This window comes from Priestia megaterium (assembly GCF_046599315.1).
Classification (GTDB): Bacteria; Bacillota; Bacilli; order Bacillales; family Bacillaceae_H; genus Priestia; species Priestia megaterium_F.
Window position 1 is genome coordinate 58125 of sequence record NZ_JBKIKC010000023.1, and the last position, 22790, is coordinate 80914.

Below are 22790 nucleotides of genomic sequence, written 5' to 3' on the forward strand. Positions count from 1 at the left end.
AGATTTGATCTTATGTACAAATTAGTTCTTGTAATGTATATACACTGGAGGATATAACTGATGAGAAATTTTAATGTCGCTATCCCAACTCCTTTTCGGGATGATGAAAGCTTATATTTAGAAGGATTTAATTCCATTGTTAGACATTTAACAGATAACGCGATAGATTCACTACTTGTGTCAGCTACAACAGGTGAACAAAATTCAATGAGCATTGAAGAACGTATCCAAATTATTGATTATTTTAATGAACAAAAATTTGAGAATGTTGAACTAATGTTTGGCGTATCAGCTACAAGAACGAGAGACGCAGTAAGATTGGTTAAAAAGCTTGAGGAATCTGTTTTTGATTCTATTCTAATTCAGTTCCCACCGTACATTCAGCCAACACAACAACAAGCTATTTTTTATATTAATGAGTTGCTACAGCATACCACCAAAAATGTTGTTCTTTATAATAACCCTTTCCGAACAGGATTTGAGCTAAGTGCTGAATCATTAAAGACCATTATTAATCAGAAACACTCTAACCTTGTAGGAATGAAAGAAGAAAGTGATGCCAACCGTCACAATAATACGAACTTACCGGATAATTTCATCATGTTCGCTGGTGGAGATGTAAATCTTGTAGAAAAGATAATGAATGGATGTAATGGACTTTCTAGCATGGTAGGAAATGTTTACCCACAAGAAATCAAACAAATTTTTAATGACTTATTAATGAATAAACCAGTTGACCTTTGGAAGATAAACGATTTGATTAATGAAGTTACAAGTGGCCAAGCCATTATAAACATAAAAAAACATTATAATTCTTTAGGTATAAAAGTAGGGCCTTGTCGCTCTCCTATTAACTAATGGAGAAAAGTCCAAAGGTTCACTTAGTTTAATTAAAATGTTTAAAAATAACCGTCGGGCAGAAAACATTAATTTATTATGTTATCTGCTTGCGGATACTTTTATGAAACAACATAAAAAGATGAAAATTAAAAAACAGGTGAGTCTTATTGTACAATCTAAAACAGCTTTAGTATTAAACATGGAGGGTCTATGGCTATCATGAGTATTTTACAAACAACAGATCAACTAGAACGATCAAAACTAGATTTAAAGCCTAAAATAGGATTACTTATTATAGGGATTATCCTAATAGGAGCCAATCTCAGAGCTCCACTAACATCAGTGGGGCCACTGGTAGCTTCTATTCGAGACAGTTTAGGTATATCTAATACACTAGCAGGGACAATAACTACAGTGCCCTTACTTACTTTTGCATTCTTATCCCCTTTTGCTCCTAAGTTAGCTCAACGCTTTAATACAGAATTCATCCTATTTATTTCCTTAATTCTCTTAACTATTGGAATTGAAATACGTTCCTTTGGTGGAATAGGAACCTTATTTATAGGAACAATCATAATTGGTTTATCTATTACCGTGGGTAATGTATTACTCCCCAGTCTCATTAAACATAACTTTGCATCACATATAGGAATAATGACAGGAATTTATGCTGTTTCGATGAATTTATGTGGAGCTATTGGATCGGGTATAAGTATTCCCCTTTCTTCATTATCAGAGTTAGGATGGTCAGGGGCCCTTAGATTCTGGGGGATTTTATCTCTCCTTACTCTTTTCTTTTGGCTGCCACAATTACGGAATAAATGTAAGAATATTAAGGTTGTACAAACAGAAAAGACAGCTAGCTCCACTAACTTATGGCGCTCTAAACTTGCATGGAATGTTACATTATTTATGGGGTTTCAATCTTTAATTTTCTATACCATGATTGCATGGCTACCTGAAATTCTTGAACAAAAAGGATTGAATCCTCATGAAGCCGGATGGATGTTGTCTTTAATGCAACTCGCTATGCTTCCTATTACAGTAATTGCCTCTATTCTAGCTGGACGTTTAAAAAAGCAGCATTCACTAGTACTCGTTTCAGCTGTCCTGCTTATTGTAGGATTATTTGGTCTCTTATACGGAGGTAAACTCTTTATTCCGTTATGGATTATTATGATTGGAATTGGAGTCGGATTTGCCTTTAGTTTAGCCATGATGTTTTTTAGTTTACGTACCCAAAATACGACTGAGGCAGCAGAACTATCCGGTATGGCTCAATCATTTGGCTATCTTTTGGCTGCTATCGGACCTGTGTTATTTGGATGGTTACACGATATTACACATAGTTGGACTACTCCTTTACTAATGCTAGTTTTCACTTCTATTATCATTTTTGTCACAGGAATAGGTGCAGGGAAAAATAAATATGTAACTTCTAAATGATTAAAGAACCCCCTCTCCAGCACTTTTATTATAAGTAGGAGGTTTTCTTTAATTATTTGTCAGCTTTTTTTATTCTTTTTTTATAAGAACACAGAAACTTTAAAAACCAAAAGAAAACATTCTTTATTCAAAAACACATGGAAATAAAATGAAAAGTACGAATCTGTTACTAAGTAATAGATTTATGTCTTTTCACTTCATCAAATTGTAAAAAATGTTGGAGAACAATTGGAGGTACACAGAATGAGCGAAATAATTGTAGAGAAGATATTAGTTGGAAAACCGAAAACAATTGATGAAACAAATTCTAATAATCCTATGAATAGGGAATGGACCAGTGGGATTTTCAAAGAAGAAACAAAAAATCCTATTTGGCTTGGTAAAACTAACTTAACAGGTGATGGACAAGCAGATTTAAAACATCACGGTGGCCCAGAGAAGGCCGTATTTGTTTATCCAATACAACACTACATACACTGGAAAGAAGAACTTAAGATAAATAATATGAATATAGGAGCCATGGGAGAAAATTTTGCAATAAATGGACAATTAGAAGAAGAGGCTTGTATAGGTGATAACTATAAAATTGGAGAAGCTGTTGTTCAGATATCACAACCCCGACAACCCTGCTGGAAGCCAGCTCGTCGCTTCCAAATAAGAGATTTAGCGCTTCTTTTGCAGAATTCAGGGAGAACAGGATGGTATTTTCGTGTTCTAAAAGAAGGCTATGTTAAAGAAGGGCAACCCTTAATATTATTAGAGCGTCCTTATCCACAATGGACCATTGCAAAATGTAATGAGGTTATGCATATGAAAAAGGAGGATTTAAAGACTTCTAAAGAATTAGCTTCTTGTGAATATTTAGCGATAAATTGGAAAAGAACATTAAATGCAAGAGTAGAAAAAGGCGAAGAACTAGATGTTAATAGAAGGGTATACGGTCCTAATATTTAATATAATTGGTATTCCTTAATAAATTTGGTTTAGTTATTATCGTTAACAAAAAAAGAAAGCTACCCCATCGTTGCCGGACAGGTAGCTTTTAAAGGGAATTCATAAGATTATTTACGAAAAAGTCGAAATAATTTTACAATAAAAATGCAAATAAATCAATATAAGATAGTTTCTAACATATGTATAATATGTAGGCTTTTATACATTCTCCTCTCAACTGGCAAACGGGAAAATCCAGTCATATCAAGGATGTATAAAAAGCTGCATACTCAAACAAAAGAATCCTTAGCTGAACCCTACTGCCGCAAGGGTTCTTTTGCTTGCTTGGTTCCGGAAAGAGTGATTATGTTAACTTCACATGTATAGAATATGCATCCAAAAGTCCTAACGATTTTACATAATTTTTGTAAGGTTAATGTAAGAGAAATGAAAGTTTAGAGAAAGAGTAATGTTGTAAGATGAGCTTGTTCCAAAAAATAGGAGGTGTTTTGAAAGTGAAAAAAGTATTACAAAGTTTAACAGTTACATCACTAGTTTTAGGAGGTGGATCCCTTTTTGGTTTTAGTGAACAAGCAAGTGCTGCGGGTCCCCAATCAAGTAAGGTTGAGATGGAAAAAAGTGAAGTAGGCCATAAAGCTTCTGGGATTTCTACTGAACAAGGTGAAAGAAAATTATCTACAGATATAGGTATACAAACATCTTTGTTTTATTTCTATGATTATCGTGACTTTGAGGATTTATTTTTTACTATGACTCCTGGTAGTTCGAAAAACTTTTTAGGAGACGCACAAGATGATATATCATCTATAAGTATACCTCCACACTCCTATATTATTCTTTATTCTGATCTAAATTATGAAGGGCATCAGGTAAAAATTGAGAATGATGAGTCTTCGTATTTACATGTTGATCTAGAAGATTATTATTTCGATGAAACTGATATTGATTGTAATAATTCAGTTGGATCATTAAGAACGGGTCGTATATATTAAAAACTTTTATTATTGTTAAATCCAAAGGCATAGATGAATATTATATACAGCTTAAAAACAGAAAAAACTACCATAGGAGTTGGTAGTTTTTTCTGTTTGAATACATATAAGGTTTGCAATTGACGCTTTGTATCGTCTTAGGTAGTTTGCTCGTTTACGATATAAATGATTCACATAAATGTTTCACCAGATATGAAACATTTATGTATAAAAAATGATACATCTTGTATTGTTTTTGAAACAAGATGTATCATGAGCAGACTTAAGCCTGTAAGGCTATTTTTAGTTTTTCCAAAACATCCACCATGGTCTCTTGTAGTATGTCTGTTTTCTTAGTTCTTGCATTTGTCTCATGAGTTCTACAACTTGGCGGTCTCGTCTTTCTATGTGAGCTTTATATTTTTGTAGCTCTTGTTCTTGAATTTCTAGTCATTTAATTATGTGGTTCTGGTGCAAAAACTTCAAGAAAATTGCAAGTAATCTCTAAAACTTGGACATACTGATACTAGTACTCTAAAAAAAGGACGTGGCCAGTATGGAAAAGGAAAAGGTATTTAAGCGGAAATATTATCAACCTGATATTATTTTATTAACCGTGAGATGGTACCTGCGGTACAACCTTAGTTTTCGTGATTTGGCTGAAATGATGGAAGAACGGGGACTCTTCTTCATTTCCCATACAACGATTACGCGCCGGGTTCATCAGTATGTTCTTGAATTAGATGAGCGAGTAAGGCATCATCTTAAGCCAACCAATGATTCTTGGCGAGTCGATGAGACGTATGTGAAAGTCAAAGGTCAATGGATGTATCTGTATCGTGCCGTTGATTCAGAAGGGAATACCATTGATTTTTATCTAAGTAAAGCAAGAAATAAACAAGCAGCCAAGCGCTTTTTTAGGAAAGCCTTGGCTTTTTCACACGTTTCTAAGCCTTGTGTGATAACAGTAGACAAGACCCCAGCTTATCCCATCGCTATCCAAGAGTTAAAAGAAGAAAAACAGATGCCTGAAGGCATCCAACTGAGGCAAGTTAAATATCTCAAAAATATTGGGGAGCAGGATCATCGCTTTATTAAAAAGCGAATTCGCCCGATGCTTGGATTAAAGTCCTTACGGACTGCCAAACAAATTATTACAGGGATAGAGGCTATGCACATGATCAAAAAAGGACAGACTCTTCAAAGAGAGAATTCTGTCCAAAATCAAAAAGAATTCATCCATCAACTGTTTGGAATAGTTGCTTAAGACCAGAGGTCACTAGAAATCTTTTGCTTTTTGTATTTTCTTCAAGTATTTGCACTAGAACCTATGCGAGTAAATTACATAAGTCCTTTTAATTTTGTGCTAGATTCTTATTGTAACCAGCTTTAGGCAAGGTAATTTGAAATTTCGTTTTCCCTTCATCTATATGTAAATAAATTTGACCTCCGTGTTTCTCCACTATATGTTTTGAAATGGTTAAACCCAGGCCTGTTCCCCCATCGCTTTGTCTTGATTGGTCTCCCCTGAAAAATGCTTCAAATACTTTTTCTTTTATAGGACTAGGAATACCAATACCATCATCGGTGATATTAATATATATCTTTTGAGTATCTTCGATTAGCGAAATGGAAACATTTGTTCCTTTTGAGTTGTATTTTAAGGCGTTGGACAGTACGTTAGAAACGGCTCGATATAACAATGTATAATTAAAAGAAACAAGTATTTCCCGAGGAGGGATTTCAAATTGAAAATGAAAGTATTTTTCTTCAAACAACCAATAATACTCGGCAGATATTTCACGAATAAATTCCGAAATATCCAGTGATTCAGTTGCAAATGGATAGTCAGAACTTTCAAGTTTAGACAATTCAAATACATCCTCAATTAATTCTGTAACGAGTCGTGTTTTTGTATGTATGATATGTAAAGCTTTCTTTTTCTTCGCTTCCTCTTTAATCAGACCCATTTGCAGTGCTTCAACATAGCCCTGAATAGTTGTAATAGGAGTTTTTAAATCATGAGAGATATGGACAAGCATGCGCTGTTTGCTTTCTTCTAACTGTTTTTTATCCTTTTCTGTTTTTTCTAGTTTTTCAGCCATAAGGTTAAAGTAATTCTGTATTTTCATTAATTCATAGTTTGCCTTAAAATGAATCCGTTTGTAGTAATAACCATTCGTAATGTTTCTAATTCCATTAGCAATTGAAAGTAACGGATTGGTTATTTTCATAGCCATCCAGCGGCTATATATATAGACATTAATCCCGAATAAAAGGAGAAAAAGAAGAAAGGTTTGAACCAGCAATGTTGTAAAAACTGTAATATGGTCTTTCGCTGCACTTGTTACTGTGAATTCTTGCTTTATATATGTTTTGGGAATCTTAATAAGGCAATAAGCCGTTTTCCCATTTTCTGTTTTAAATGGTGCTAAAGAAGTTTGATATAAATTTTTTTTTTGGTCATAAAAAAGGCTGTTTAATTCTTTTTCTGTATAGGCGAATGAATTATCTTGTTTTTTACCTTTAACATAAATAACGTGCAAATTTTCATCGAGAATTTCTACCCAACCATTAAATGACTCAATTGCGTCAGAGCGAATGTTTGAGTAGTCCTGTCGTACAATTTCATTCGCTCTTAAATTAGATAACACAGTATTATCGAACTTCTGTTTCATTTGAAAATTTAAAATGACAAGTAGGATAACGACAGTAATTCCAACAGTTAACGAGAAGAAAACATACGTTTTAATTAAGGTGTTAAATATTTTATTTTTATCGCTCATTCAATTCTTCCCTCTTCGCAAAGCGATAACCTAAGCCTCGTACAGTTTTTAAATATACTGGATTTCTCGGATAATCTTCTATTTTTTCTCGCAATCTACTGATTTGAACCATAATAGTATTGTCATCCGAATAATAATGATCGGACCATACGTTTTCAAAGATTTGTTTTTTTGTAAAAATACGACCTGGCTCCCCCATAAATAGCTTCAATAATTTATACTCTAGGGCGCTAAGTTTAATTTCGTGTCCCCGCTTGTGAAGAGTACAAGAGTGGTGATCCAACACCAAGTCGTTAAAGTGCGTTTGAGGGTGCTCATGATTTGACGGGTTAACATTAAAATCATATGTTCTTCGAAGTTGAGCTTGGATTCGTGCTAATACCTCCAACAAGCTGAATGGTTTCGATATAAAATCATCTGCTCCTAGTCCTAATCCCATAATTTTATCCATTTCCTGATTTTTAGCAGAAAGAATAATAATAGGCATTTTGTATTCTTTCCGAACTATTTTAATCAATTCGTATCCATTAATATTCGGCATCATAATGTCAATAATAGCTAGATCAACTTTGAATTTCTGTATAAGATTTAAAGCTGATTTACCATCACGCGCTTTCAGTATCGAAAAGCCTTCCATTTCCAAAAAAAGTCTTAGTATCTCTATGATTTCAAGCTCATCATCAACGATTATAATCGTTCTCTCCACTTTCTTTCCCCTCTCCGTTTCCACTAATTAAAACCTTGCTTAAAACTAAAATTTTCCTTTTGTAAGATTATTGTAAGATAAATGAAAGTTTTGGGAAAGAGTAACATTGTAAGATGATATTATCTTACATGAAAGAGTATTTAAAAATCTTACAAAGAAAAGTAAGATTAAAAAACCCTGCTAATATCAAAGAAGTCTAAAAGACTTGTACATCATGATACTTACATGTCAAGTGGCTTGAAATGATGCATTTAATGAAAAGGTAGGTGCAAAGAACATGTAAAGTCTGTCCAAAATAAGAAGAATTCACCTATAAGCTGTTTAGATTAGTATTTTATGTAAGTCCTTGAATATGAGAAAAATGAATGATTCTATGTTTTTACTACACTAACGTGGATGTTATAAATAATTAAAGGAGTGATAGATATGACATTATCAGTAACCGATGAACACTATGAGAAAGCAGAGCGTCTACTTTCTTGGAACGCTATAAAAGATGTATTTAACGGTAAAGTCTTTCCTAACTGGTTAGATAAGGAAAGCCGCTTTTGGTATCAAAAAGATATTCGAAAAGAAAGCAAACGCGGCAAACAATTTGTATTAATAAATCCACAGTCAAATACTAAAGAATCTGCTTTCGATCATGCTAAACTTGCAGAATCCCTCTCAAGTGCTATTTCACGTGAAGTTGATTCAGATAACCTTCCCTTCAACTCCTTTACCTATGTCAATGACGAGAGGGCTATTCAATTTGAATTATATGAATCCACGTGGATTTGCGATCTAACTAACTATCATTGTAAACAAATCAAAACTAAAAAATTATCTGCGCATGAACTTCCATCCCCTGATGGGCGTTGGGCTGCATTTATCAAGGGATATAACTTATTTGTACGTTCTTTAGAAACAGGGCAAATCATCCAATTAACTCATGATGGTAAACGATACTATGATTATGGTACTCAGCCGGAATCAGAAACTTCCGTTATCCTTAAACGATTATCTAACCAAAAGGTTCCACCAGCAGCACTGTGGTCTCCAGATTCCAAACAAATTTTGACACACCGGCTTGATCAACGTAATGTGCGAAAAATGACTCTTATACAGTCTGTTCCTTCTGAAGATGCAAAGCCACCTGTCATCCATTCATACCGTTATCCGCTAGTCGGAGATAAACACCTTCCATTAGCCCAATTTGTAATTTGTGATATTGAACAGCAATCGATGATTCAATTGGATACAGAACCTATGATTACTGGATTATTCTCACCACTTAGTTCTATTTGTCAAACAGCTTATTGGACAAATGACAGCGACTTAGTTTATTTCACAAAAATGGCTCGCGATTATCGATCTATGCAGTTTATTGTCGCTAATGTAAAAACTGGTAAAACGCAAACTTTGTTAAAGGAGAAAAGTGAAACATTCCTATTTACAGACTTCTACAACATTAAAAGTGGAAAAGGAGGTATAAATGTCCAATGGTTATGCCATGATAACTCTTTTATTTGGCATTCCGAGCGTGACGGCTGGTCACACCTTTATCTTTATGATAGCCGTACAGGAAGACTAAAAAGTAGAATTACCTCTGGACCTTGGACAGTCCGTCGACTCATTGGTGTTAATGAAAAAGAAGGGTGGGTGTATTTTACTGCAAGTGGCCGAGAACCGGAGCGGGATCCCTATTTTCAGCACCTTTATCGAGTTCGGCTAGATGGATCAGACTTAGTGCTCCTTACTCCGGAGAATGCCGAGCATAACGTGTCTATATCTCCTGATTACTGTTTTTTTGTAGATACTTTTTCACGTGTAGATATGCCACCTAAATCTGTTTTACGTTCAACAGACGGAAAATTAATTTGTACATTGGAGCAAGCTGATGTTGAACTTCTCTTATCAAATGGATATCAAATTCCAAAGCGTTTCACTGTCAAGGCTGCCGATGGGATAACGGATTTGTACGGAATACTGATTCCTCCTGCAAAAATAAACAAAGGGTGTAAATATCCCATTCTAGATTATATGTATGGTGGCCCTCAAATAACTCACACACCGAAAGAATTTACTTGGGGGGGAGAGTATGCATTAGGGCTACCAGTTGATCAAGTGGGCGGTGCTCAATCTTTTGCACAACTTGGATTTGCTGTTATTCTAATGGACGGAAGAGGTACTCCTTATAGGTCAAAGGAATTCCATGACTTTTCTGACGGGAAACTGGAATGGTCTGCAGGACTTGAGGATCATGTAGTAGCTATTAAACAGCTTGCGGAGCAGTATCTTTTTCTAAACCCAGAAAAAGTAGGTATTTATGGCGAGTCTGGAGGAGGATATGCAGCTGCGCGAGCTATAATGACCTATCCGGATGTATATAAGGTAGCAATATCAGGGTGCGGGAACCATGATCAACGCTTATACTTAGCGGCTTGGGGAGAACGGTTTCAAGGGCTTTTTGATTCAGAACTATACTGTGAACAAGATAACACGAAATTGGTTAGGAATCTAAATGGAAAATTACTTTTGGTGACAGGAGACCTGGATGATAATGTCCATCCTGCTTTAACCATGCGAATGGTGAATGCTTTGATTAAAGAAAACAAAGACTTTGACCTACTTATTCTTCCGAATCGGCAGCATGGGATTTCAGAAGATGTTTACTTTATACGTCGACGATGGGATTATTTTATACGAAACCTTATGGGAATAGAACCACCGGAAGAGTATGCGATTAAAGATCCCATGTTTCCAATATGATGCACAGATAGTATTCTCTCTTAGGGGTACGGCAAAGATTACTACTTTTTGGGGCCACTCATTATTTTAGTTAACAGAATTAGAGTTCCGTTAACTTTTTAAGAAGAATTTAACAAGATTTGTTTACAGAATACTTGTAAATACTGCTAAAAATAAATTTACGGAATACATTTCAAGAAGGTTTCCTTGAAAACTTCAAATCTAATTGCCTTAAAGTTATTGTTTTATCATATATTTGAAATTTTTTTGCAAGTGGCTCGAAAAAGAATGAACCGTTGTCATATCCCTTAAATATACAAAATTTAACTAAAACAGGAGGAAAATGCATGATTGAGAAATTAAGAAGTTTTCTGTTATCTACTGTGACTGCCGCAGCTTTATTACTGCCATCTCTATTAGGGGCAACTAATCACGCAGAGGCAGCAACTACATATGGTCCATCTATGAAATCGGTTCTTATGTATGCTGGCAAAATTGATCCTGCTGCTTCTACCACTTATAACACATATACAGATACTGAGCTTACGAATCTCATGAAAGGGGCCAATCAGTTTATTGTTTTATCACCGAACATTTCTGTTCATGATGATACTGATTACAAATTAAAATTAGATTTAATCAAAAAAATCATAGCAAAAGATAGTAGGGCAAAAATTTGGTTAGGAACTTTACATAGAGGTTCAAAAAGTACAGATTTTAGATCTGACCCTCTTACCGCAGAACTAGAAAAATTCAAAACCGAATTAGGTAGTGCAATCTGGACAAACAATATAGTAGGTATTTACGTTAATGTTGAACATGTTTATAAAGATAATGCTGATCCAGATGGCACTAAAGCTACAGTATATACCGGAGATTATTGGAGTAAATTAAATAATAGTATGAACTCTAATGTGACTGTCCAGCTATTTAAAGCGCTTGATACATGGGTTTCTTCTTCCACAAACGGATACAAAAAATTAGCATGGGCTCCTTATGTTGATACAGATACTGATATTTTAAGAAGAGTAGCTTGGGTAACCAATCAAACCAATCTTTTTGATGCAGTGCTCCTACAGCCTAATTGGTATTTTCATGGCGATACCCAACAAAATGGTACGGTTCTGAACAAACCCGATTACTTACTAAAAGTTGTTAAAAAAAGCATGATAAATGGAACACTTTCCTATACAGACGGAAGCTATATCCTTCCACAAGCTTATGTAAATAAGAGAATAGGAACTATTGGAGTGGATATGGAGTACGATGAGAAAATTGCCGGTACTACTACAACTAATATTACAAAATATAATAGATTAATTGATTATGAAACAACATTTAAAGAAGAGTTAGCATCTAAATCCTATCCATTTACTTACTATATGGGATCTCCTGGTGCTAATGGTATGAGATACTTGGACATGACTACTACTTATGGTAAGTGTACATGGGAGTATATGGTGGATTATTACTCGAATGGTACGATTCATCCTAAAAAATAATGCAAGAAAGACAAGATAAAGACCACTACTGTAGCTTTATAATAAAGTTTGATAGAAAAATAGATAATCGGATTAGTTGCCTTTGTAACTGTAGCTCCAACTCAATTACTAGCTACTCAATATTTTAAAGAATACTCCATTGGTTTTATTTTAGGGTGGTTATTCCTTAGCCATCAAATAGGATCGGCATTGGGCGCTTATTTACCAGGTTTATTTTATAACGAAACAGGTAGTTACAATATTTCTTTTTATCTTTCAATTATGATCTTAGCAGAAGCAGCCATTTTAAACTTGTTACTGCCTGAACCTCATAAGGTTAAGCAAAAGGATAAAATAGATGCTCACGAACAACTACAAGGTTAATAGAAAGGTAAGCCTTAATTAACGGCTTACCTTTTTTATTTATTATGACTACCTAGAACGCACATTATGTTAAGTAAATTTGAAGATCATATACATCAAAAAACAGAAAAGAACTCACTATTTTCAATGAAGTAGTTCTTTTCACGAACCAAAAAATTAATTGGAGCTTTTTATTTTATAAAGAATTATCTTTTTTATAACGATGCTAATTAGTAAACCAATTGGTAGACAGAGGATAGGGAACCATATCGGTCCCCATAATACATTATTAATTTTAAAGGTAGAAGAATAAATCACTCCAACTGTAACGAAATAGGCAGAAAATACAAATGGTAGAAACATAAGAGGGGAATTTTTGCCGTCTGCATCTTTATAGGCGTCCCACATTGCAAAAAAGTAAAGACATGGATAAAACATTAACCATTGATAATTGGTTTGCTCAATTGCTTTTTCAGTTTCTCCTTGAAAGCTTAACATGATGGCTGTATTAAAATTGGATTGAACATTAATTAGGAATTCTAATCCTATAAATAGAATTCCTTTTGTCAGTTTTCTATTCAATATTTGAGGAAAACCTGGCAATGCTATGCTCCAAAAAATACTTTCTAATTTTTCTTTGGTCATTTCGAATTCACTTCTATATCTTATTTTTTAGAGAGTAGTTAATCTATACTTTACTTTTACACTGCTTATTCTTTTATTAAATTTGGTCGATCTTCCATTTGAGGTGGTTCCTCTAGCCAGCCATTTTTAATCATAATTTTCACTCCTTCATCGGCGTAGAAGTAGATATCCTTTGCAATTAAGGCTGTTTTCATGGACACATCCTTTCTTAAACTAAAAATTGTCCCGAAACTACTTCCTACAATTCCAAAACCATTCAGGAGGTAAATGCAAAACATCATGAGTTTTTGTGAAAATGGAGCTACTTTAGAAGTTGTCACAGTACTCCCAGAAGTCGCAGAAAAATGAACATCACTTTCAAGAAGTATATCTCCAAATACTTTTATTTGTTTCTTAGCAAGTTCTTTTCCTTTTACAAAATATTGCTTTACTTCTTTGTCTTCTGTACATTGGGCAAAACCAGTAATTAGCTGCATGCCAATATTATTTGTCTCTATTCCATGATGAAGATAACCTAGCTCAAGATCATTCAAAGCCCTTTTGTCATTAAAGGGATTGAATCCATTTAAATACCTTTTACTTTCAATAAACTCAGAGGACTTAGGCATTGTTACTTTAGGAGGAAGAGTAAGGATACCTTTTTCCAGTAAATAAAGAGTCGATGATTTATAAATTTTTTGAGTGGTAGAAGTGAGACCTTCATAAATTTCCATTACATCATCTTGATAGGCCATATTCATATTAAGGGTGTACATCCCCATACTAATTTCTTTTAAAATACGTATGAACATAATATCGAATCCATTATCATATAACTTAGGTGCTTCTAAATTTACATCTTCTTGGTTAAATCCAACAGGGATAACTATACCTTGTTCCTGAAAGATCTTCTTTATTTTTGTTACATAATAGCTTAGTTCCTGCCATAAGCCTCCCATTATATTTTTTGCTTGTTGATCATCTGATTTTTCTATAAAATATTCTAATATTCTTAGGATCATGGTTTTTTCTTGATATGTAAGCCAAAGTGTCCCCACCTCTGATGAACTTATTGGGTTTTTATCTTTCATCACATAATACCTCCATTTTTAAGTTAATTATGCTTCAAATGTTTAGTAATTATTCCGTGAATTTTTTTGTTACTAGTATTCCATGAGATGGTTTCGGTAACTTTAGATTTTTTATAACAGGTCCTATTGTAAGCAAAAAATCTATTTCAGTTTTAATAAAAAAGCCTTTGGAATTGATTCCAAAGGCGTGCTTGTGATAAAAAACAATATGTTAACCAAAGCTGTATAACATATACAGCTTAAAAGAGAAAACCCCACTGCTCCTGGGGGCTAACCCCATGTTCAGTAGGGTTTTCTCTTTTCATAAGTAGGTTGTATAAGACGTTGCCCTGTTTCTTCTTGAGTAGTTTACTTATAGATAATAAATTTTATTTGTTATACAGTAAGTTCTTTTTTATAACCTTTATGTGTAGAGGAAGAATAACACCAAATACACCTAAATAGGCAATTATGGAGAAAATGAAAAAGCCCCCATTTTTTATTTTTAAATACCCTATTTGTATCATTATCCATTCAATTAGAGTTGACACTAAGGTAAAGAGAAGAACAAGAGTCCATTTGTTCGTTTTCTTCGCGTAGTTTAGATAGATAACAGAAAGAGATGAAGGAATAAAACTATAACCCGCAAATTCACCTAGTCCCGTAATTTTAGGATCACCTAGATCCACCAAATCTAACATTCCTCCTACTACCGTATCAGAAATCCATGCAACATAACCTACAACGCCAAAAGTAATATAAAACTCTAACCAATTGATTCTTCTTTTAGGCATGAAAAGAGCAAAAAATAATAATAGAATCCCTACTAGGGTAGGAAACCAAACTCCTCTTGCAGATAAATCTAAATTTTGAATGATTGAGTGCATAATTAAATACCTCTTTTTGGAAGATGTATTTATTCTACCCTATTTAAAAGAACTTATTAATTTAACCCTCAAATAAATAATTGCATTTTAGTATGATCTTTACTACCGATAAAATCCATTATGGTAACTAAAAATATTAACTCAGACGAGCAGGCTACTTAACAAATGAAACCTTTCTATTTTTAAATACGTACATTTAATAAAGTTAGAAGGGAGAATGAATAATGAATACTTTTGCTTTAGCTGCTATCGGGCTACCTTTAACTATTGTCATACTAGTAATAATAGGTTTCTATAAGTTGTTTATAAAAAAGAAAAACATAACTGCTTTTTATACACCATTTGACAATATTACAGGACAAACTCGTTCAGATTTTCATGAAGAACAAAAAGTAATTATAGAAGATGAAGAACAAGGCGATGGTAAAAGGCCTAACACATTTACTAAAGACAGCAGGGGATTGTAAAAACATGATAATAAGTGATGGCGAATTAGAGATTCGAGAAGTTCTAAAATCGGATAGTACTTCAATGTTATGAAGGACGTGACAACCCTCATGACATTGAAATGATTAATCAAAATTTTTAACAACAAGAGGATAATGTTACATGCTGTATCATAGAATTCGAGCAAAAAGCTAATGGATATATTCAATTCTATCCATTAGCTGCTCAAGAGAAAACAGAATATGGTTATGACGACTCAGAAGAGGAATTATGTAAACTGGAAATGCATAGATTATACATCCTTAGATTACTTCCATTCTAGGAACTCTAGTCGGTTACCAAAAGGGTCGTCCATATAGAATCTTTCTGCTCCTGGAAGGTTCTCATCCTCAATGTAATCTACATTATTGTTGCTTAAATGCTCTTTTAACAGATGAATATTTTCTACTTCGAATGCTGGATGTGCTTTTTTTGCTGGTGAAAATGGATTTTCTATTCCAATATGAATTTGATAGTTAGCAAAACCAAACCATACTCCGCCTCTTTTTTTTAGGTTTTCTGGTTTTTCTACTTCTTTAAATCCTAATAGCTTAGTGAAAAAGTTTCTTGCTTCTTCTTCAGAACCTTTTGGAGCTGCTAATTGAATATGATCAATTGCTTTAAAAGTGAAAGACATCAAATTCCTCCTAAAATTAAGGTGTTAGATAAGTTATTCACTTTAATTTTATATAAACTCTAAATGTAATAAAATTACAGAAAACTTAAAGAGAGCATAAGATAAACTTATATCTTCCTAGAATTCACATTATGGTAACTAGATTTGTAAATAATATACACTTTTTCCTTAATCAAACTTAGATATGTTAACATACAAGTATATATTTTTTAGGGGGATTTAAAGTTGAAAAAGAATTTTTTGTTTTTGGGATTTATAACTATTCTTTTATTAGCATTATCTAGTTGTAGTAGCAAGGATGAAAGTGTTCGTTTTGAAGGTGAAGGAGAACAATGGAAAGCTTTATACCTTTTAAATAAAGGAGAGAATACTGAAAACGGGCAAGGCAGTATCATCTATAAAGGAAAAGATAAAGAGAAATTAGGAAAAGTTTCTTATGTTGTGGAAGGAGAAACAGGAAAATTAGAAGGTACAGATAATGAGACAGAAGGAAAAATCAATTTAAATAGTAATTGTAGTGGATGTGCTACTCAAAGTAGCAAAGTTCCTTATCATGTGACAATAAAGTGGAATGGTAAAGAGGATAAGTTTGATTTAAAAGCAAAGTAAAGCTCCTTCCTAGAATGTCTGTTATGTAAATTAGATTTGTATATGATATATAATTAAAAAAGAAAAATTCGGATAAAGGTATTGTTAAAATTACTTTTATTATGTAAAATTCTCTTATAAAACAGACTATGTGTTACTGGCGTAAACATGGAGGACCATGAGGAAGCACATAGATAACGGCCGTACGCCTGGGCAAAGTATTTGAACATGAGTTCAAATACTTTTTTTTATTTAGAAAGGAGATTTTTAAGTGAAAGAAATTTGTTTACGATATGGGATGAATCCAAATCAAAGTGAAGCTAAAGTTCAGAATGCTGAGAACACGCCTTTTAAAATCTTAAATGGAGAGGCGAGTTATATTAACTTTCTAGATGCATTAAATGCTTTTCAACTGGTCCGAGAGCTTCGACAGGCGACTGGTCAACCTGCAGCAGCATCTTTTAAACACGTAAGTCCAGCAGGTGCAGCTGTGTACTCTCCACTAAATGAGACACTTACTGAATCCTATTTTGTTGAAGGCCTAGACCTGTCTCCTTTAGCGATTGCTTATGCAAGAGCGCGTGGGACAGATAGGATGTCTTCATTTGGAGATTGTGCTGCTTTTAGTGATGAAGTGGATATAACTGTAGCTACTCTCCTCAAAACAGAGGTTTCTGATATAATTGTTGCACCAAGCTACACTCAAGATGCATTAGAGATCTTGAAACAGAAAAAGAAAGGAAAATATCTAATTTTAGAGATTGACCCAAACTATGTGCCTGATCCAATTGAAAAAAGAACGGTATTTGGCATTACTCTAGAACAACAAAGAAATGATGTACAGATTGGGAAAGAAGTTTTTAATCATATTGTTACGACTCAATGTGATATCCCTGATAATGCAAAGAGAGACCTTCTTGTTGCTCTTATTACATTAAAATATACACAATCAAACTCTATTTGCTTCGCCTTGGATGGCCAAACGATTGGAATTGGTGCTGGACAACAGTCTCGTATTCATTGTACAAGGTTGGCAGCTGAAAAAGCTGATAACTGGTGGCTAAGACAGCATCCAAGGGCTCTTAACATGAAGTTCAGAGAAGACATTTCTCGTGTAGAAGTGAATAATGCAATTGATGGGTGGCTGAATGATGATATTACTGAGGTAGAAAATGAACAATGGAAACAGTGTTTTGAAGAAGTCCCTACTAGGCTAAGTAAGAGTGAAAAACGAGAATGGCTAAAAAGGTTAAAAGGCGTTTCCTATGCATCCGACGCTTTTTTACCTTTCCGTGATAATATCGATCGTGCGGCTCAAAGTGGCGTTAAATATGTGGTTCAAACAGGAAATTCTTTACGAGATGAACAAGTTACACAGGCAGCAAATGAATACGGGATGATCATGGCACATTCAGGTATACGTGTATTCCATCATTGAGCTATGAATTAAATATAATTAGCCCAAAAGAGCCAAGACTTATAAAGGGACTGGCTCTTTTAAACTGTTTTCGATACATGTGATTATGGTAACTACCTTTTATATCATATACATATAATTATCTTTCTTATGAAACGAGGTTATTATGAGTGTCTTTAATTTAATTCAGCTAATTTTTTCAAACGTTCTTTGTCTCTAATAATGTAGCCTCGCGACTGCTTTTCAATAGTATTTGATTTACATAGTTGGGCTAGTACATGGAGTAGATGGCGATATGATACACCCAAGTATTCGCATACTTCAGTATGTTTTTCTTTATAAAAGTTATCATCAGCCGACAACATTATAAAAGCAGCAAGGCGATTCTCAAGTGGATAGGCCTGATTTTGTGTATACTTTGCTGAAATTCTAGTTGCTTTCTCGCTTAAAAAACTGCATAAATATCTGAGAAATGTAACATCTGTTAAGAGCTTATTTTTACAGGTATCAATAGGAATAGCCAAACAAATGGTTTTTGTGACAGTTTGTATGGCTTTAGAATATCGTTGTGAATTTAATAGTTCCACTTCCCCCATAAATGTTGGAGCTTGTAAAAAATTAATTAAGGACACTTTCCCATTTTCGTGTGTAACATAGAGTTTTGCCTTACCTTCAACAAGATAATAAATATATTGAGGATAGGAGCCTTCCTTATAAATAAATTCACCACGTTCAAATTCGCAGACCTGAATAAATGGAGTAATTGGAAAGGAAAAAAGTGATTGAATAGAGTATTTCTCGATATAGTAACTTTGCATAGGGTCGTTTAAGAATTTCATTTTTTCTCCTACTATTATAAAAATATGAGATATCTCACATTATTTTATGTTTTTACATGCTATGATGCAATAAAAGTTGATAGATCAATAAGGAGTTGTTTCATAAAGATGATCAAACAAGATGAATATTGGAATGAAGTAGCTAATAAAAAAGAATTTACTACGCCTTTTCAACCTGAATTATTCCTAACACATGTTAATCACAATGCTGCCATATTGGATTATGGTTGTGGGTATGGACGGACTTTATTGGAATTAAGAAGTTACGATTATAACAATTTACATGGTGTAGACTTTTCGGAAGAAATGATTAAACGAGCTAAGTCTCACGACTCAGAAATCGATTTTCAAGTTATTCAAAGTGGGAAGATTCCTTTTTCTAATGATTCTTTGGATGCTGTCTTACTTTTTGCAGTTTTAACATGTGTTCATAAAAGTGAAGAACAAAATGCTATTTTAAATGAGATTAAACGGGTACTAAAGCCAGGAGGTATTATTTACATTAACGACTTTCTACTGAATAGTGATGAAAGAAATAAATTACGTTATGAAAAGGGACTCACTAAGTGTCATACATATGGGGTTTTTGAATTACCAGATGGGGCCATTTTACGTCATCATAGCGAAGAACGTGTGAAAGAATGGGTAGATCAATTTGAAACCTTAGAATACAAGAAATTAGAATATACAACTATGAATGGAAATCGTTCAAATGGTTTAGTATATATGGGGAAATTAAATTGAATTTATTATAGATAAAATATAAAGGGGGAATTGTAATGCTAGAGAAATTAGGGCTCGAAAAGATTAATCTTCAAGAAATTACAAAAGATATTAAAGATCAACACGTGAATTTTCCTGTATCGAACATTAATAATCACTGCCTTCGTATAGCTGTATTTTCAGGCGAATACAAATGGCACTATCATTCTAATTCAGATGAGCTTTTTATGGTTTTGGAGGGAGAACTTTTAATTGATTTTAAAGATAAAGATACAGCCGTGTTAAAACCGAATGATACGTTACTTATACCAGCTGGAATAGTACATAGAACCAGAGCGAAACAAAGAACAGTAAACCTTTGTTTCGAGGATATAAACGCTGATACGATAATTATTGATGAGTAAATGAAATAACATAACACTGTAAAAGGCATTTAAGATAAGTCTTAAATGGCTCTTACGCATGTACAGATAAATTTCCTATAAAAAGTATTGTAGCTCTTGTGCGAAAAGATTCAGTTCATTTGAAATGATAGGATTCATCAAAAACGCCATCCTTTTTGTATATTTCTACAAAAAGAATAGCGTTTTTTTCGTTATATAGATACAAATTCGTCTTAACTTGATGACGATGTGGTGGGACCTCATATAAAGTTTCTGGGACTGTTCACTTATGTGAGTTAGAAGTATGCCCAGAATTGGCGGTAAGTCTACTTGAACTTTATTTTATTGTCCAGTTAAGTGTAGCCGATTCATTATAAGGATTTTTTTCTTAGGCTAGCAAAAAACCGTTTAAAATACTCTTCTAATGCCACTTCACCCAACTTAGGCTTAAAATTCAAATCCTGTCTTGATATAGTAAGGTCATAGTGTCTATTTATTCCACCATAATATAATTCTACTTGACTTCTAAGTAGTGATGGCTGAGTATTCTTTTCCTTTGCTTCAAATTCAAGTTTATCAGCTAAATTTAACAACTGTTCTTTAGTATATTTTTGTGGTATCTCAAGATTAGGAATAAATTTTTTTGCAATTTTAATGATATCATCTGAAGTTACAGGCTCTTCATTAGCCAAGATATATCTTGTACCCCTTACACCTTTTTCCGCTGCAGCAATCATACCTTTCACAACATCAGTTACATCTATTGGCGTCATTTCACTTATATAGTTAACTTTCATCTTTCCTAAAAGAATACTATCGAAGGCCAGTATGGTTGGAGTTTTCTTTAAAAACTCTCCACCAATCATTGCACCAGGAAGAACGCTAACCATATCTAAATCATATTTTTCTGCCAGCTCCCAAGCTGTTCTTTCAGCTCGTGCTTTTGAATCAAAGTATGCATTTCCATGACTGTTTTCAAGCCATGTAGTTTCATCAATTTTACCCTTTAAGTTTGTCTTGTCCAATGACAATGCTGCTACGGAGCTTACATATACTATTTTTCTTACATTTGCTTCTTTAGCAGCCTCCATTATATTTTGAGTTGCCTCAACATTAGGAATAATTATCTCTTTTTCAGGATCTTGTGCCCAATGTTTAAATACAGCAGCTACTTGATATAAGGTATTCACTCCATCAAGTGCTTTATGAAGTGAGTCTTTATCCCTCAAATCGGCGTAGACGATCTCACAATCAAGGCCTATAAATGGTTCTTTGTCATTTAAATCTCGTACACTTGCTCTAACAGTTTCTCCTCTTTTTAATAATTCCCTTACTAAGTTGTTACCCAAATGACCATTTGCACCTGTTACTAAGGAAATTTTCTTCATAAATAAATCCTCCTAAATCAGTGATTACACCAGTTATCATAATGCGATAATAGCCTGTTGTAATTGACATATGTAAATTGCAATAAAAAAACACCAAATACTTTTATTTGATGTTTCCTAAAAACGTTTATTCTATTTTCATACTTCTCTTAATTCTACTAAGTGAGCTTGCTCTAATTCCAATATAAGAAGCAATATATGATTGATTTATTCTACTCTCTAAAGAAGAATACTCTCTTTTAAACTCCATGTACCTTTCCAGTGCATCTTTCATAAGTAACGCCTGTTCTCGATTTAGCATACCAACAAGAATCTTCTGAATATAATTAGTGAATATAACCTTCATTTGATTAGTTTTCTTCATACCTTGGTCTATGGAATTATACGGAATAACTACGCAAATGCTGTCTTGCAGGCTTTCTACACTAAATCTAGCTTCTTCAACTCTTAATAAACCCTCTGCACAGGCAAATTCCGTTTCAGCTGCAAAACATTTTGTCACATCATTCCCTGCAGCATCTATATAATATCCTCTCATAATTCCTTTATGAATATAATACAGTGAAGAAACTCTTTGCCCCTGCCTTAAAACAATTGTACCCTTTGGTACCACCTTTATATCAGCTGTTGAATTAAATAAGTATTTTAAATCTTCTTCCAACTCCAGCTTCAAACCAGCTTCAATATAATCACTCGGCTTATTAAGCATAATTCATCACCTCTCTAAACATATAAGGCATATCCTTTATCCATAATTTACTATTATAGCATTTAACCATGTCAAGCAACATAATAGATTCACTTAAAATTCAATACAATCAACGATTAGCACTTATTGGGGTAGCAACACACATCCATCAACTTAAGAAATTGGCTGTTACCCAAAACGAAAAAATGAATTTAATTTTCATAAATAACTATCAAGAGATAAAAATTTCGTTTTGGGGGTACTTCAAAATATTAGCTTGATGGGCATGTGATCTTACCCTATGGAAAGAGTTATCAGTTGAGAAAGGTACTGAGGATGAAGTCAATCATTATGAACATTACTTTCATGTGTATGAAAAGTTAAACTAACTAAATTCGAAAAGATACTGATAAAATCCATTATGCTAACTAATCTTGTAGTTAGTTTTCAAGACTTTGCGTCTTAAGAAAAATTTACATATACAAAAAGAATCCTTTGCCCATGTAGGCAAAGGATTTTCAAATTTATTGGAATAGGGGGAATACGTTATTAGTCTGGCCAGGTTTATAGATTCATATACATATATCCTTAAAAATAAATGTTGTAATAGACTAAGTTTCTTAAAAATAACCTTATCTACGTTTTGTTATTTATTGAGTAAATACTAAAGTATTTTAGTTATTACTAAGGTTTCACTATTTACTTTAACTGACGACAAATTGGTTCCTTTTCTACAACTACAAATTGTCCTAACCTTATATCACTAAATATCAATGGATTTAA

At 33.6% G+C, this 22790-nt stretch carries 21 protein-coding genes, 1 pseudogene and 1 riboswitch; of the genes and pseudogenes, 13 read left to right on the forward strand and 9 right to left on the reverse strand.

Annotated features, from left to right (window positions below):
* Positions 1-60: 60 nt before the first annotated feature.
* From ACLHDF_RS30365 to ACLHDF_RS30385, 5 genes are all read left to right on the forward strand, one after another.
* Positions 61-858, forward strand: coding sequence for a dihydrodipicolinate synthase family protein (locus ACLHDF_RS30365; protein WP_413922099.1), 798 nt, complete (start codon positions 61-63; stop codon positions 856-858).
* Between the two features lie 201 nt (positions 859-1059).
* Positions 1060-2286: a CynX/NimT family MFS transporter gene (locus tag ACLHDF_RS30370; protein WP_413922100.1), complete on the forward strand. Its 1227-nt coding sequence runs from the start codon at positions 1060-1062 to the stop codon at positions 2284-2286.
* A gap of 243 nt (positions 2287-2529) precedes the next feature.
* The gene (locus ACLHDF_RS30375) at positions 2530-3240 is read left to right on the forward strand and encodes an MOSC domain-containing protein (RefSeq protein WP_413922101.1); all 711 of its coding nucleotides are present in this window, start codon (positions 2530-2532) and stop codon (positions 3238-3240) included.
* A 494-nt stretch (positions 3241-3734) separates the two neighbouring features.
* On the forward strand, positions 3735-4232 hold the full coding sequence (locus tag ACLHDF_RS30380) for a hypothetical protein (RefSeq protein WP_413922102.1): 498 nt from the start codon (positions 3735-3737) through the stop codon (positions 4230-4232).
* A 535-nt stretch (positions 4233-4767) separates the two neighbouring features.
* Complete coding sequence (locus ACLHDF_RS30385) at positions 4768-5478, forward strand: IS6 family transposase (protein ID WP_413922103.1); 711 nt, start codon at positions 4768-4770, stop codon at positions 5476-5478.
* 88 nt (positions 5479-5566) lie between these two features.
* Here ACLHDF_RS30385 and ACLHDF_RS30390 read toward each other — a convergent pair whose 3' ends face one another.
* Both ACLHDF_RS30390 and ACLHDF_RS30395 read right to left on the reverse strand, forming a co-directional pair.
* On the reverse strand, positions 5567-6997 hold the full coding sequence (locus tag ACLHDF_RS30390; RefSeq protein ID WP_413922104.1) for a sensor histidine kinase: 1431 nt from the start codon (positions 6995-6997) through the stop codon (positions 5567-5569).
* On the reverse strand, positions 6987-7703 hold the full coding sequence (locus ACLHDF_RS30395; RefSeq protein WP_413922105.1) for a response regulator transcription factor: 717 nt from the start codon (positions 7701-7703) through the stop codon (positions 6987-6989). Before ACLHDF_RS30395 ends, ACLHDF_RS30390 begins: the two co-directional genes overlap by 11 nt.
* Positions 7704-8129: 426 nt before the next feature.
* Between ACLHDF_RS30395 and ACLHDF_RS30400 the strand changes: the two genes are divergently transcribed.
* From ACLHDF_RS30400 to ACLHDF_RS30410, 3 genes and pseudogenes are all read left to right on the forward strand, one after another.
* The gene (locus tag ACLHDF_RS30400) at positions 8130-10454 is read left to right on the forward strand and encodes a DPP IV N-terminal domain-containing protein (protein ID WP_413922106.1); all 2325 of its coding nucleotides are present in this window, start codon (positions 8130-8132) and stop codon (positions 10452-10454) included.
* A 326-nt stretch (positions 10455-10780) separates the two neighbouring features.
* The gene (locus tag ACLHDF_RS30405) at positions 10781-11935 is read left to right on the forward strand and encodes a hypothetical protein (protein ID WP_413922107.1); all 1155 of its coding nucleotides are present in this window, start codon (positions 10781-10783) and stop codon (positions 11933-11935) included.
* A 63-nt stretch (positions 11936-11998) separates the two neighbouring features.
* A pseudogene (locus tag ACLHDF_RS30410) lies at positions 11999-12298 on the forward strand (MFS transporter); the annotation flags it as partial.
* Positions 12299-12454: 156 nt separating this feature from the next.
* Here the strand turns inward: ACLHDF_RS30410 and ACLHDF_RS30415 are convergent.
* The 3 genes from ACLHDF_RS30415 to ACLHDF_RS30425 all read right to left on the reverse strand — a co-directional run bounded on the left by ACLHDF_RS30415 (position 12455) and on the right by ACLHDF_RS30425 (position 14858).
* On the reverse strand, positions 12455-12922 hold the full coding sequence (locus tag ACLHDF_RS30415) for a hypothetical protein (protein WP_413922108.1): 468 nt from the start codon (positions 12920-12922) through the stop codon (positions 12455-12457).
* Positions 12923-12987: 65 nt separating this feature from the next.
* Positions 12988-13992 carry a DUF3231 family protein gene (locus tag ACLHDF_RS30420; protein ID WP_413922109.1) on the reverse strand — a complete coding sequence of 335 codons (1005 nt, stop codon included), beginning with the start codon at positions 13990-13992 and terminating at the stop codon, positions 12988-12990.
* A 368-nt stretch (positions 13993-14360) separates the two neighbouring features.
* On the reverse strand, positions 14361-14858 hold the full coding sequence (locus ACLHDF_RS30425) for a hypothetical protein (RefSeq protein WP_413922110.1): 498 nt from the start codon (positions 14856-14858) through the stop codon (positions 14361-14363).
* A 224-nt stretch (positions 14859-15082) separates the two neighbouring features.
* On the opposite strand from ACLHDF_RS30425, the gene ACLHDF_RS30430 reads away from it, so the two are divergent.
* Positions 15083-15325 carry a DUF3951 domain-containing protein gene (locus ACLHDF_RS30430; protein WP_413922111.1) on the forward strand — a complete coding sequence of 81 codons (243 nt, stop codon included), beginning with the start codon at positions 15083-15085 and terminating at the stop codon, positions 15323-15325.
* Between the two features lie 287 nt (positions 15326-15612).
* Here ACLHDF_RS30430 and ACLHDF_RS30435 read toward each other — a convergent pair whose 3' ends face one another.
* Complete coding sequence (locus ACLHDF_RS30435; RefSeq protein ID WP_413922112.1) at positions 15613-15981, reverse strand: VOC family protein; 369 nt, start codon at positions 15979-15981, stop codon at positions 15613-15615.
* Between the two features lie 225 nt (positions 15982-16206).
* Here ACLHDF_RS30435 and ACLHDF_RS30440 point away from each other — a divergent pair, with 225 nt between their 5' ends.
* Positions 16207-16590 (forward strand): hypothetical protein, encoded by a 384-nt coding sequence (locus ACLHDF_RS30440; RefSeq protein WP_377520350.1) that lies wholly within the window; start codon positions 16207-16209, stop codon positions 16588-16590.
* A 122-nt stretch (positions 16591-16712) separates the two neighbouring features.
* Positions 16713-16791: riboswitch (ZMP/ZTP riboswitch) on the forward strand.
* Positions 16792-16840: 49 nt separating this feature from the next.
* The gene (locus tag ACLHDF_RS30445) at positions 16841-18007 is read left to right on the forward strand and encodes a phosphoribosylaminoimidazolecarboxamide formyltransferase (RefSeq protein ID WP_413922113.1); all 1167 of its coding nucleotides are present in this window, start codon (positions 16841-16843) and stop codon (positions 18005-18007) included.
* Positions 18008-18162: 155 nt separating this feature from the next.
* Here ACLHDF_RS30445 and yeiL read toward each other — a convergent pair whose 3' ends face one another.
* Complete coding sequence (gene yeiL, locus ACLHDF_RS30450; RefSeq protein ID WP_413922114.1) at positions 18163-18825, reverse strand: transcriptional regulator YeiL; 663 nt, start codon at positions 18823-18825, stop codon at positions 18163-18165.
* A gap of 108 nt (positions 18826-18933) precedes the next feature.
* Between yeiL and ACLHDF_RS30455 the strand changes: the two genes are divergently transcribed.
* Both ACLHDF_RS30455 and ACLHDF_RS30460 read left to right on the forward strand, forming a co-directional pair.
* Positions 18934-19569: a class I SAM-dependent methyltransferase gene (locus ACLHDF_RS30455; RefSeq protein WP_413922115.1), complete on the forward strand. Its 636-nt coding sequence runs from the start codon at positions 18934-18936 to the stop codon at positions 19567-19569.
* A gap of 35 nt (positions 19570-19604) precedes the next feature.
* The gene (locus ACLHDF_RS30460; RefSeq protein ID WP_413922116.1) at positions 19605-19952 is read left to right on the forward strand and encodes a cupin domain-containing protein; all 348 of its coding nucleotides are present in this window, start codon (positions 19605-19607) and stop codon (positions 19950-19952) included.
* Between the two features lie 350 nt (positions 19953-20302).
* Here ACLHDF_RS30460 and ACLHDF_RS30465 read toward each other — a convergent pair whose 3' ends face one another.
* Entirely contained in the window at positions 20303-21319 is a 1017-nt protein-coding gene (locus ACLHDF_RS30465) for an NAD-dependent epimerase/dehydratase family protein (protein WP_413922117.1), read from the reverse strand.
* Positions 21320-21446: 127 nt separating this feature from the next.
* Positions 21447-22028, reverse strand: a complete 582-nt coding sequence (locus tag ACLHDF_RS30470) for a Crp/Fnr family transcriptional regulator (RefSeq protein ID WP_413922090.1) — start codon at positions 22026-22028, stop codon at positions 21447-21449.
* Positions 22029-22790: the final 762 nt, after the last annotated feature.